Genomic DNA, 11,875 nt, shown 5'->3' with positions numbered 1-11,875 from the left:
CGCGCCTTCCCCCCCCTCCCCCCCACACACCCTCCTACCCACCCCCCTCCGCGGGCCCCCCCGCGCCCCCCCCCCCCGCCGCGCCCTCCCTCCCCCCCCCCCCGGGCCCCCGCCGTGAGCGGAACGCCGTGGGTGAAAGCTCCGGACGCTTGGGCCGTTCGTGTGGGGCGCCCCCGGGTCCGGGGGCGGCGCGCTCGTCGCGCGGGTGCCGGCCGCCGCCCGGCCGTGGAGGGGAACCGGCGAGCGGCGGCTTCGGGGGCCCCACCGCGCACGTGCCCCGTCCGCGCCGCTTCATGCCGCTCCGCACGGGCGGCCACCGGCCTCGTACCCCCTGGTGGGCTCCCGTTTTCGTGAGGGGGCCCCGGGCAGACGCGTCAGAGGCCACAACAGTGTGCCCCCGCCGGAAGGCGGGCGGACCGAACCGGAGGAAGCATGGACCACTCGCACGCACCCGTACTCGAGGCACTGCAGGACTTCCGGAGCCGGGGGGACGTCGTCTTCGGCCCTCCGGGACACAAGCAGGGCCGCGGGGCCGACCCCAGGGTGTCCGCCGTGGTCGGGGCCGACGTCTTCCGCTCGGACGTGCTGATGCTGAACGGCCTGGACGACCGCAGGCTGTCCCAGGGCGTGCTGGAACAGGCCCAAGAGCTCATGGCCGATGCCGTGGGCGCGGAGAAGGCCTTCTTCTCGACCTGCGGAAGCTCCCTGTCGGTGAAGACGGCGATGCTCTCCGTCGCGGGCCCGGGAGAGAAGCTGCTCGTGTCCCGCAACGCGCACAAGTCCGTGATCGCGGCGGTCATCCTGAACGGGGTCCAGCCCATCTGGGTGCACCCGAAGTTCGACGCCGACCGGCACATGGCCCATCCGCCCGAGCCCGACGACGTGCGCCGCAAGCTGGAGGAGCACCCGGACGCCAAGGGAATGCTGCTGATCACCCCCACCGACTGGGGCACGTGCGCCGACGTGCGGGGCGTGGCCGAGGTGTGCCACGCCGCCGGCGTGCCGCTGATCGTCGACGAGGCGTGGGGCGCGCACCTGCCGTTCCATCCCGACCTGCCGGTCTGGGGCATCGACGCGGGCGCCGATCTGGTGATCACCAGCGTGCACAAGATGGGCGGGGCGATCGAGCAGAGCTCCGTCTTCCACCTCCAGCACGACCGGGTGTCGGCCGAGGTGCTCAAGCAGCGGGAGGACCTGCTCGGGACGACGAGCGCCTCCACGCTGGTGTACGCGACGCTCGACGGCTGGCGGCGGCAGATGGCCGAGCACGGGAAGGAGCTGCTCGACGGTGCGCTCCGGCGGGCCCTGCGGGTGCGCGAGGCCGCCGCGGGGCTGCCCGGGCTGGAACCGATGGGCGTCGAGGTCGTCGACGCGGGGCTCGCCGCCGACTACGACCCCCTCAAGGTCGTCATCGACGTCCGGGGCCTCGGCATCACCGGGATGCAGGCGGCGGAGTGGCTGCGGGAGAACTGCCACGTCGACATGGGCGGCTCCGACACGTGCCGGATCTCCGCGTCGATCACGCACGCGGACGACGACGCGACGGAACGGCGGCTCGTGGAGGCGCTGCACGCGCTGGTGGAGGGCGCCGACGGGATCGAGCCGAGGACGGCCGTCCACCTGCCGACGCCCCGGGCGCTGGAGCTGGAGCAGGCGTGCCTGCCGCGCGACGCCTTCTTCGGGCCCGCGGAGCACGTGGCCGCGGAGGACGCGGTCGGGCGGATCTCGGCGGAGACCATCAGCCCGTACCCGCCGGGGGTACCGGTGGTGGCGCCCGGTGAGCTGATCACCGCCGAGGTGGTCGACTACCTGCGCAGCGGCATCGAGCACGGTGTGCTCGTGTCCGACGCCGCCGACCCGTCCCTGAAGACGTTCCGGGTGGTGGCGCGCGGCGGCGCCGCCTGAGCGGACGGCCGCCGTCCGTCGGCTCGCTCTCCGGGACCGGGCCGAGGGCGGGTCCCGGACCGGGCCGAGGGCCGTGTCCCGGTCCCGGCGGGGGCCCGGGCACCGTGCCCTCCGTCCGTACCGGGTCACCGCCGAGGGGTTCTCCGAGCGACGGGACCGACGACCGGTCTCGTCCTTCCCGCCGACTCGCGTGCGACGGGGTGGAACGCGTGGCGGTCGGCCCGTCGGGGAAGGTCTTCCCGGCCGGACGCCGCAGGCGTTCCGGGCGGGACGCGGCATGCCCGGCCGTGGCATGCTCAGACGTATGGAGGGCGATGTGGCGACCCCCGACCCGGGCGAGGGTGCGGCACCCGAAGTGCGTGCTCTGGCGAAGGTCGTGGCGCGGTTGCGCGCCGAGATCGTGGACCTGGAGGGTGGCGCCTCGATGACGGCCGTCCTCGAGCGGGCCAAGGGCGTGGTCATGGCCCAGGCGGGGGTGCCGGCGGAGGCCGCCTACCAGCTGCTGCTCGACCGCGCCGAACGGCATCGCAGGACCCTCCTGGAGGAGTGCTGGATCACCCTGGGCCGTGTCGGGGAGGGAGACGCCCCCGCGTCCGCGCGGCCCGCGGCGTCCCCGTCCGGCCTGCCTCAGGAGGAGGCCCCGTCGCCCTTCAGCACCCCCCGCTACGTCGTCGGCGGAGCCCGGCCCGCCGGTCACGGCCGGGCGCTGGCCCGGCTGGCCCGGGAACTGGCGCACGCACGGACCCCGGACGACGTCGCGGAGCTCCTCCTCGCGACCCTGGGCGGGCCCGAGGGCGTGGACGCGGTGATGATCTACACCGTGGCGGCGGCCGGAAACCTGGAGCTGGTCGGCAGCGCCGGCGTGGGCGACGGGCTCGCAGGACAGTGGAGTCGCATCCCGCCCCTCAGCGGTGTCGCCGCGCTGGAGGCCGTCGACGCCCAGGAGGCGGTCTGGCTGGAGGACATGCGGCGGGACAGGGCCCGCTACCTCCTGATCGGTGACCCGCCCGAGCGGTGGCCCTCCCGGGCCTGGCTCCCCGTCCCGGGCGACCCGCCGATGACGACGGTCGTCGGCTTCTTCCGCACGTGTCCGGGGCCCTTCGACGCACGGACCCGGAAGCTGCTGCGACGGGCCGTCAGACTGTGCGCCGGGCCCCTGCGGGAGGACCGGGGCCCGCTCGGAGGCGACGCCGCGGGGGAGGACGTCGCCGCCGTCCAAGCCGTTCTGGACGCCCTGTCGGATCCCGCGGTGCTGCTCGCCCCGCTGCGCTCGGAGACCGGTGACGTCGAGGACTACCTGATCGAGGCAGCGGCGCCCGGGGCGGTCGACGTGGCCGGGCGGCGCGGCAAGGAGCTGGTGGGCCGACGGATCCTGGAGACGTACCCCACGGTGGCGGGCACCGCCCTGTGGGACGGATACCTGGACACGCTGGTCACGGGATCGGTCTACGAGGGCGAGCCCTTCACGTACGAGGAGGTGACCGCCGGCGTCCAGCAGAAGTCCGTGTACTCGGTCCGCGCCTCCCGGCTCGGCGGACGCCTCGTGGTCTCCTGGGTCCGCCACGACACCAGCGAGCGCGAGGCCCGCCTGCTGGCCGACCTGCAGCGCCTGGGGAACCTGGGCTGGGCCGGCTGGAACCTGATCACGGACACGATCACCTGGTCGGACCAGGTGTACGTCGTCTTCGACCGCGACCCAGCCCTGGGCCCCATGCGTCTGGAGGAGCTGCCGGAGCACCTGGTGGCCGAGGACCTGCCGAGGCTCGGCGCGGCCGTCCAGCGGCTCCTCGGCGACGGCCGGGCCATCGACGAGCCCTTCCGCATCACCACCGCGCACGGCGTGCGCCACCTGCGGATCGTCGCGGAGTCGCAGCGGGACGCGGACGGCACGCCCGTCGAGGTGCACGGCTTCTTCCAGGACCTCAGCGCGCAGAAGGACGCCGAGCTCGCCCTGCGCGACAGCGAGCGCGAGAACCTCGTCCAGCGCGGCATGCTCAAGGCCGAGCGGGCCCTCGGCGCCCGGCTCCAGGAGACCCTGCTGCCGATCCCCGAGCAGTCGCTGGAGCTCGCGGGGCTGTGCGTCGACGTCGCCTACATGCCCGCGGACCGGGGCCTGAACGTCGGGGGCGACTGGTACTCGGCGATCGAACTGCCCGACCGGAGCGCGCTGTTCGTCGTGGGGGACGTCGCCGGTCACGGTCTGGCGGCCGTCGGCACCATGGCGCAGCTGCGGTTCACCGCCAAGGGCATGAGCATCACGGGATCCGGTCTCCCCGACGTCCTCGGCAGGCTCAACGCCCTCCTCCTCCACACGCCGAACGACGAGCGCGGCACCACCGCGACCATGGTCATGGGCCGCTACCAGCCCTGGGACCACCGTCTGACCTGGGTGCGGGCGGGGCATCCGCCGCCCCTGCTGATCCGGGACGACGAGGCGCGCTTCCTGCCCCAGCCCGAGGGTCCGCTGCTCGGCGCCCTGCACGGCTCCCGGTACGAGGAGGCCGTGGTCGACCTGCTGCCCGGGGATCACCTGCTGTTCTACACGGACGGCCTCGTGGAGGAGCCGGGCGAGGACATCTCGATGGGCCTCGCCCGGCTGGCCGCCGAGGCGCTGCGGCTGGTGCGCGAGGGCCGTGACCCCATGGTCGCCCGGATGCTCGCGGGGACGGGCACGGGGAACCGGGACGACGTCTGCGTCCTCGACATCCACGTGCCCCGCCGCCGGGGCGGGACGCCGTCCGGGACGTGAGCCCGGCGCACCGGAGTACGGGCCGGGTGGGTACCGGGGGCGGGGCCGGAGCCCCTTCGTGTGGTCCGTGATCGGGGCGCTGTCCCAGGCCGTGCGGCTTCCCGTCGGGACGGCCGTGACCTGTCCGACCGTACGGCTCCACCCCGCGCTGGTCGCGCAGGCCGCGCCCACTTCGAGCAGGCCTCCACCCCGGTGACCGAGGAGACGGTCGCGGCGGCGGTGGCCTGCGGCCCCGACCCCGAGGAGCACGTCCGGCACCTCCGCCGGTTCGTGGACGTCGGCGTCGACCGGCTGCACATCGGTCGGATCGGCCCGGAACAACGGGGCTTCTTCGACTTCTACCGCAGGGACGTGCTGCCCCTGCTCGACGGCGCGGCCTGAGGAGCGCCGTCCGGTCCGGGGCCGCCCGCCGACGCCCCGGGCCCTTCACCGGCGCAGGGCCACGGCGGCGCGGTGGCCGTCCGGGACGGTGACGTCGGCGAGGAGCCAGCCCGGCGGTGCGGACGGGACCGGGCCGGCGCCCACGTACTCGGCGGACGGATCGGCGCCCAGGCCGATGCCGAGCCCCTTCAGATAGGCCTCCTTCCTGGTCCAGACGCGGGCGAACGCGGCGGGCCGGTGGGCGGGGGCGAGGACGGCGAGTTCCGCCGCCTCGGCGGGGTGGAGGACCTCCGAGGCCTCCGCGACGGTGTGCGCCGCCGGCACCCGCTCGATGTCCACGCCGACGGGTGTGGACGCGACGGAGATCAGGCTCAGCCCCTCGCAGTGGGAGAGCGAGAAGTGCGGGTGCCCGTCGGTCAGTACGGGGCGCCCGTGCGGCTCGCCGCAGCAGGGGCACGGCGCCCGCGCCACCGACACGGCGCGGGGCACGACGCCCAGGTGGGCGCCGAGGAGACGGCGCAGCCCCACGTGCGCGCACAGGTAGGTGGCGCGGTCGCCGGGGCGGCGGAACTCCTCGGCGCGGGCCAGTTCCCCGGTGTCCAGGACGAGGGGGGCGTACCGGGTGACGGCGTCCTGGTGGGTCGCGGTGGCCACCAGCCACAGCTGCGGCCGGACCGGACGGAGGCCGGGCAGCCGTGGCAGGGCCGCGGTCAGGGGCGGAAGCGTGGTCGGGATCAGCGGGCCGGACGGCGTGACCGCCGTCGGTGGCGGGGAAACCAGCGGGATCATGTCTGCCTCACACGGAAGTGGCGGTGGGCTCCGGTGCGGTACGGGCACGGGTGCCGGCGCGCGGCGCGGCGGGGGCCGCCCCACCGCGCAGGGCGACGGCCGCGGCGACCGGGGAGAGGAGGGCGAGGCCCGCGCACAGCAGCCAGGTCCCGGTCACCCCGAGGGAGAGCGAGACGGGGCTGAACACGGCCAGGGACAGGGGTGCCGCGCCGATGCCGGAGAGCGCGAAGGTGGACATCGCGGCGCCCATCCGGCCCTCGGGAACGGCCTGTTGGTAGGCGGTGACCAGGGCCGGGCCGTTGAGGCCGGAGAGCAGGCCGACGGCTCCGGCCGTGCCGGCCAGGACGACGGGCGAGGGGACGAGGGCCATGGCGGCCATCCCGGCGGCGAGGCCGACCCCGGTCACCACGAGCTTGGTGTGCGCCGGGATGCGGTGGGCGAGTGCCGCGCCCAGGGCGGCGGACGCCAGCGCGCCGGCGCCGAAGACGGACAGGACCAGGGCGACGGCGCCGACGCCCCAGCCCTCGTCGGCGGCCCGCAGGGGCAGGGCGACCTCGGCCGGCCACAGGAAGGCCAGGTCCATGCAGAAGCAGGCCACGAACATCCACCGCAGTCGCGGGTGGGCGGCGAGGAGGCGGAAGCCGTCACCGGAGCGGCGCAGCAGGGAGGGCCCCTGGGGGGCGCGCTCGGGCCGGGACATGCCGTGGGTGACGTGGGCGGCGCAGGCCAGCCAGACGGCGCAGCCGGCGGCCGCGGCCGTCATGGCCACGGGCAGGCCTCCGACGACGACCAGCCAGGCGCCGAGCGGCGAGCCGGCGATGGGGGCGAGCCGCAGCACCATGGAGAAGAGGGAGTTGGCCCGGCCGAGCTGGTCCTGCGGGGCGAGGCGGGGCAGCAGGACCCCGGAGGCGGGTCCCGTGAGGCCGAGCAGGACGCCGTCGACGAGGGCGACGGCGATCAGCGGCCAGAGGGTCTCGGTGGTGGCGGTCACCGCGATCCCGGCCGCGAGGACGAGCACCCGGACGCCGGTCGCGCGGAGCAGGACGGCGCGGGGGCCGAGCGCGTCGGCGAGCGCTCCGCCGAAGAGGAGCAGCAGGGCGCGCGGCAGGGTGGCGGCGAGGGTGACGTACGTGACGGCTTCGCGGCCGCCGAGCTGGACCGCCGTCCAGCTCATGGCGATCAGGAGGGCGAAGCTGCCCGCCTGGACGGCGGCCTGGCCGATGACGAGACTGCTGACGCGGCGCCAGTCGACGGTGGGCGCGGGGCCCGTCGGTGCGCTGGTCGTGGGGGTCGTTCCCATGGGGTCGGCTTTCTGTGGTCGAGGAGCGGGGGGGCCGGGACGGAGAGCGGGGTGCGGAGGCGACGGCTCCGGTCGGAGGGGAGCCGGGGCGCGGGCAGGGGCGCGGAGACGGCGGCCCCGGGTCAGAGGGGCGGGCGGACGTGGACCCGGACGCCGTCGGCGTCGCCCCGGAGGCCGGCGGCGACGGCGAGGGCCACCGCACGGTCGGCGGCCCGGCGCACGGCGCGCCGCCGGCGCGTGCCGAAGGCGCTGGGCCGGGAGGTGACCGGGGCGGGGGTCCGGGGCGTCCGCAGCTCGACGCGTCCGCCGAGGTAGCCGCGGCCCGCCTCGGCGAGGGCGCGCTGGGCCGTGTGCCGGGCGGTGCCGACGAGGCCGGTCCCGTCGGGAGAGACCGTCACGCTGATGCCCGGGGCCTCCCTGACGGAGAAGCAGGCGTGGACGGCGTGGTCCCCGGCGCGCCGCCGGTGCGCGGTCATGGCGTCGCTCCGGCCGGGTCGGCGACGCCCGGGGGCGGCGCCTCGGCGGTGTGACCGGCGTGGGAGGGGTGGCCGGCGTGGGAGGGGTGGCCGTCGGGCCACCACAGGTCCTCGGGGCCCAGGGCGGCGACGGTGTACTTGCCCAGGGCGCTGACGAGCAGCCGCAGTTCGAGGGCGATGCCGTCGGCGAGGCGTTCCAGGCCGTGCTCGGGGTCCTCGTCGACGGCCACGAGGGCCGCGCGGCCGAGGCCGACGGCGGTGGCCCCCAGGGCGAGGGCGCGCAGGGCGCGGCCGCCTTCCCACATGCCGCCGCCGGCGAGCAGGCAGCCGTCGGGGCGGCCGATGCGGCGCAGGCATTCGGCGAGGGGCAGGCCGACGTGGTCGAGGAAGACGCCCGGGGCCCAGCCGGTGCCGCCCTCGGCGCCGTCGACGGTGACGGCGTCGGCTCCGGCGGACCAGGCGGTGCGGGCGGCGTGGGCGACGTCGCGGCCCGGGTGGAACTTCACCCAGGTGCGGGCCTTGGGGAAGTTGTTCCGCATGAAGCGCAGCTGCTGGCGGAGGATCTCGTCGGTGAAGGTGCCGGGGGTGGCGCAGCGCAGCCGGTGCCCGCCGTCCGGGCCGAGGACGTCGCTGACGGTGAAGCGGCGGGCGAGCTGCTCGGCCTCGGCGCGGTCGACGACGGTCATGCCGCCGAGGCCGGGCTTGGCGCCCTGGCCGGTCTTGAGCTCGAAGGCGAGCCGGCCGGACTCCAGGAGGGGCCGGAAGGCGGGGTCGCTGTAGAGGAGGTTCCAGACCTCGGAGTCGGCGTCCTCGGTGGACTGCTGGACGACGACGCCGCCGACGCCGTCGGGTGCGGCGTCGAGGTAGGCCTCGACCCGGGCGAGGAGGGCGGAGCGGGTGGCGTCGCCGGCGCGGCGGTAGCCGTGCACGGGGATCATGTTCTCGCCGATGACCATGGGGATGCCGAGGCGGGCGGCCTGCCGGCTCGCGTGGACGGCGAGGTCGCCGCTGCCGGCGCGGGTGGAGCCGAAGGCGGACAGGTAGAGGGGCAGCCGGGTGGTGAAGCCGCCGACGCGGGAGCCGAGGTCGACGTCCGTGAACTCCGGTTCGCGGGCGAGGTCGATGAGCTTCTCCAGGCGCTGGGGCATGAAGACGGGCGGGACGATGCGCGCCCGGTCGAGGTCGTCGGCGGCGGTCGCCGGACCCGGTCCGTACAGCCGTGTGCCGTACGTGGCGGGGTCGGGGAAGACCTCGGCGGTGCCGTTGCGGGCGCGGGCGCGGATCGCGCGCTCGGGGAGGCCGGGGGCGTCGAGGGCGGTCACGGGGCCACCACCCCGGGGAGCTTCGGGTAGGCGCTGACCTGCCACAGGGCGTCGAGGCCCGTGAGGAAGCGGACCAGGCGCTGGAGGCCCATGCCGAATCCGGCGCTGGGCGGCATGCCGTCGCGGGCCTCCTTGAGGTACCAGGCGTACTTGGCGGGGTTCTCCCCGCTCTCGCGCATGCGGGTGACGATGGTGGCGTAGTCGGCCTCGCGCTCGCTGCCGGAGACGAGTTCGCCGTAGCCGTGCGGGGCGATCAGGTCGAAGTTGCGCAGGACGCCGAGGCGTTCGGGGTCCTCGCGGTCGTAGAAGCCGCGGGAGCCCTTGGGGTAGTCGTTGACGAAGAAGGGGCGGTCGCTCTCCAGGGAGAGGAGCCGCTCGCCGGCCCAGTCGATCTCTCCGTCGGGGTTCTGCGGGTGGCCGGCGGCGAGGAGGCGGGCCACGGCCTCGTCGTGGGTGCGGACGTCGTACTTGCCTGCGCGGACGTCGGCGAAGTCCCCCTCCGTCCGTCCGAGTTCGCCGAGGATCTCGGGGACGGCGGTCCACATGTGCTCGGTGACGTGGGTGAGCAGCCCCGCGGCGATCTCCTGGGCGTCCTCGCGGCTCCCGTCGGCGATCTCCACGTCGATCTGGTGGAACTCGACGAGGTGACGGCCGGTGGTGGCGGTCTCCTCGGGCTCGACGCGCACGTTGGGGGCGACGTAGAAGAGCCGGGGGAAGCCGCGCAGGGACGCCTGCTTGTAGAGGATGGCGCTGGTCATCAGCTTGTACGGGTGGCCGTAGTAGTCGACGTCGAGGGCCTTGGCGCCGCGGCCGCCGGGGTCGGTGACGGGCCCGACGAGCGGGGGCAGCAGCTCGGTGAAGCCCTCGCCGCGCAGGAACGCGCGGGCGGCGTGGAGGGCCTCCTGCTGGACGAGCATGGCGGCGCGCAGCTGCGGCGAGCGGAGGTGCTCGCCCAGCGGGGGCGGGGTCGCCGGTGCGCCGGCGGAGAGGGGCTGGTCCATGACGGTTCTCCTGTCAGGCTGGTGACGAGCGGTCAGACGGTGAGCGGGGCGGCCGGCGGGCGGTCGTGGTCGTGGTCGTCGCCGCCGTCGTGGTGCCGGGGGCTGTCGTAGCGGTCGGCGACGTGGTGAAGTGCGGCGAGCAGACCGGCCGCGGTGAGCGGGGCCGCGTCGGCGCCCGCGTCCGGGCGGATCGGCATGGCGCCGGTGCGGGCCCAGCGGAGCCGCCCCCCGGGGTCGACGAATCCCGCGGAGCGGCCCGCGTTGTCGGGGTGGAGGCAGAACGGCACGTCGAGCAGCCCCCGTTCGAAGGCGGCCGGCAGGGCCCGGGACAGGTCGGGGTGGAGGCCGAGGACGGTCTCGATCAGGGTGCGGGCCTCCTGGTACACCTCGCCGTCCCCCTCGGCCGTGGGGCCGGGGGCCGGGGGGCCGGCGAGCGCGGCGGCCGCGGCGGCGGTCTCCAGGGCGCGGACGTTCTCCTCGACGGTCGGGATGCGGTGGGCCTCCGCGGTGGTCTTGACGATGAGGCGGCCGGCGCCGGAGCGCACGGCGAGCCGGGCGGAGGCCTCCAGGAGACGGGTGGCGCCCTGTTCGGTGCGGGGGTAGACGCCCATGTAGGTGTAGAGGACGACGTGGTGGTCGACGTCGTCGGGCAGGAACTCGACGGCGAGCCGGTGCAGGGCCCGCAGGGCCTCCTCGTCCTGCGCCGGGTCGGTCTGCTGGGCGTAGCTGAGGGAGACGCTGCGCAGCCCGAACCGGGCGAAGAACAGGCACTCCAGGACGCTCACGGCCACCAGCAGGCCCGGCGGGCAGAGCTGGCCCAGGAGGCAGCCGCCGAAGCTCTCCAGATGGGGCACGGCACCGGGCCGCGCCGTCGCGGCGAGGAGTTCGCAGGCGCGGGCCCAGGCGGTGACGGACTCCCGCAGGGGGGTGCGGCCGTAGGGCAGGCAGTAGGAGACGGGGCCGCCCTCGGTGGCGTCGAGTCCGGCCGCGGTGAGCGCCCGGACGATGGCCAGGGGGCGGGCGGAGCCGTGCCGGACCTGCACGGGGAAGTCGGCGTCGAACAGGCCGTCGAGGACGGCCCGGGTGGTGGCCGGGGAGTGCGCGGCGATCGGGTAGCCGTTGAGGCGGCTTCCGTCGGCCACGGCGGCGCGGGCGGCGGCGAGGTCTCCGACGCGGGTGTAGCTGTCGACGGTCAGGGTGCCCGCGGTGTGCGCGGTGGCGGCCCTGGTCCGGGCGAGTCCGGCCCGCATCCGGTCGGGGTCGCCGAAGCCCATGCGGGGCTGGACGACGAGCCGGCCGGCGGCCATGGACGCCGCGACGAAGCCGCCGAAGCCGGGAGCGGGGGCGGTAGCAGGGGCGGGGGCGGGGGCGGTCAAGCCGGCACCTCCCTGCGGGCGCGCGCGGCGAGGAACGCGCGCAGGGCGTCCAGGTCCTCGCCGAGCACGGCGTCGCAGCCGGCCTCGGTGAGCCGTGCCACGTCGGCCTCCTGGCGGTGCCCGGCGACGCCGAGCTTTCCCCCGAGCGCCACGGGGAGGCCGGTCAGGGCGGGCACCTCGCGCAGCCGGCGGACGGCGGCGAGTCCGTCGCGGTAGCCGTGTCCGTTGACGCTGCTGAGCACCACCGCGTCGGGCGCGTGCCGCAGACAGCCGGCGACCAGCAGCTCGGCGGGGACGCAGGGACCGAGCCCGACGACCTCGTGGCCCTGTTCCTCGAGGAAGAGACGGAGGTACACGAGATTCCAGGTATGGGAATCCGATGCGGTTCCGCTCAGGAGTATCTTCATGTGTCGAGGATAGATTTCCGGGGATTCCGGAAGGGGAAGTACGACCGGCAGCAAGGACCGGCACTTTCGCTCGACAATTCCCGTCCCTTTTCCTGCTGGAGGGCCCCTTTCCCGGCCGGCGCGAACGGAAGAAGCGCCGTGCCCCGCATCGGCTGCGGGACACGGCGCT

Annotated in this window: 10 protein-coding genes and 1 pseudogene; 4 read left to right on the top strand and 7 right to left on the bottom strand. The window is 75.7% G+C overall.

Annotation, left to right across the window (positions count from 1 at the left end; genetic code table 11):
• Positions 1 to 432: 432 nt before the first annotated feature.
• The 4 genes and pseudogenes from ACZ66Z_RS29465 (at position 433) to ACZ66Z_RS29450 (ending at position 5,035) form a co-directional block, all read left to right on the top strand.
• Positions 433 to 1,905 (top strand): aminotransferase class I/II-fold pyridoxal phosphate-dependent enzyme, encoded by a 1,473-nt coding sequence (locus tag ACZ66Z_RS29465; RefSeq protein WP_469938402.1) that lies wholly within the window; start codon positions 433 to 435, stop codon positions 1,903 to 1,905.
• Positions 1,906 to 2,209: 304 nt separating this feature from the next.
• Positions 2,210 to 4,654, top strand: coding sequence for a SpoIIE family protein phosphatase (locus ACZ66Z_RS29460; protein ID WP_469938401.1), 2,445 nt, complete (start codon positions 2,210 to 2,212; stop codon positions 4,652 to 4,654).
• 40 nt (positions 4,655 to 4,694) lie between these two features.
• A pseudogene (locus ACZ66Z_RS29455) lies at positions 4,695 to 4,832 on the top strand (LLM class F420-dependent oxidoreductase); the annotation flags it as partial.
• A 14-nt stretch (positions 4,833 to 4,846) separates the two neighbouring features.
• Positions 4,847 to 5,035, top strand: a complete 189-nt coding sequence (locus ACZ66Z_RS29450; RefSeq protein ID WP_469938400.1) for a hypothetical protein — start codon at positions 4,847 to 4,849, stop codon at positions 5,033 to 5,035.
• 45 nt (positions 5,036 to 5,080) lie between these two features.
• On the opposite strand, the gene ACZ66Z_RS29445 is transcribed toward ACZ66Z_RS29450, so the two are convergent.
• From ACZ66Z_RS29445 to ACZ66Z_RS29415, 7 genes are all read right to left on the bottom strand, one after another.
• Positions 5,081 to 5,824: a 4'-phosphopantetheinyl transferase family protein gene (locus tag ACZ66Z_RS29445; protein ID WP_469938399.1), complete on the bottom strand. Its 744-nt coding sequence runs from the start codon at positions 5,822 to 5,824 to the stop codon at positions 5,081 to 5,083.
• Positions 5,825 to 5,831: 7 nt separating this feature from the next.
• Positions 5,832 to 7,124, bottom strand: coding sequence for an MFS transporter (locus ACZ66Z_RS29440; RefSeq protein WP_469938398.1), 1,293 nt, complete (start codon positions 7,122 to 7,124; stop codon positions 5,832 to 5,834).
• A gap of 122 nt (positions 7,125 to 7,246) precedes the next feature.
• Positions 7,247 to 7,600, bottom strand: coding sequence for a hypothetical protein (locus ACZ66Z_RS29435; protein WP_469938397.1), 354 nt, complete (start codon positions 7,598 to 7,600; stop codon positions 7,247 to 7,249).
• A complete protein-coding gene (locus ACZ66Z_RS29430) occupies positions 7,597 to 8,922 on the bottom strand; it encodes a glutamate synthase-related protein (RefSeq protein ID WP_469938396.1) in 1,326 nt (441 codons plus the stop codon). The genes ACZ66Z_RS29435 and ACZ66Z_RS29430 overlap by 4 nt, the downstream gene beginning before the upstream one ends.
• Positions 8,919 to 9,923, bottom strand: coding sequence for an asparagine synthetase A (locus ACZ66Z_RS29425; RefSeq protein ID WP_469938395.1), 1,005 nt, complete (start codon positions 9,921 to 9,923; stop codon positions 8,919 to 8,921). The genes ACZ66Z_RS29430 and ACZ66Z_RS29425 overlap by 4 nt, the downstream gene beginning before the upstream one ends.
• Positions 9,924 to 9,955: 32 nt before the next feature.
• A complete protein-coding gene (locus tag ACZ66Z_RS29420) occupies positions 9,956 to 11,299 on the bottom strand; it encodes a methylaspartate mutase (protein WP_469938394.1) in 1,344 nt (447 codons plus the stop codon).
• The gene (locus ACZ66Z_RS29415) at positions 11,296 to 11,706 is read right to left on the bottom strand and encodes a cobalamin B12-binding domain-containing protein (protein WP_469938393.1); all 411 of its coding nucleotides are present in this window, start codon (positions 11,704 to 11,706) and stop codon (positions 11,296 to 11,298) included. Before ACZ66Z_RS29415 ends, ACZ66Z_RS29420 begins: the two co-directional genes overlap by 4 nt.
• Between the last annotated feature and the right edge of the window lie 169 nt (positions 11,707 to 11,875).

The sequence above is a fragment of the Streptomyces sp. NPDC107498 genome (genome assembly GCF_055582805.1).
This window is presented reverse-complemented; position numbering and strand designations above follow the sequence as displayed.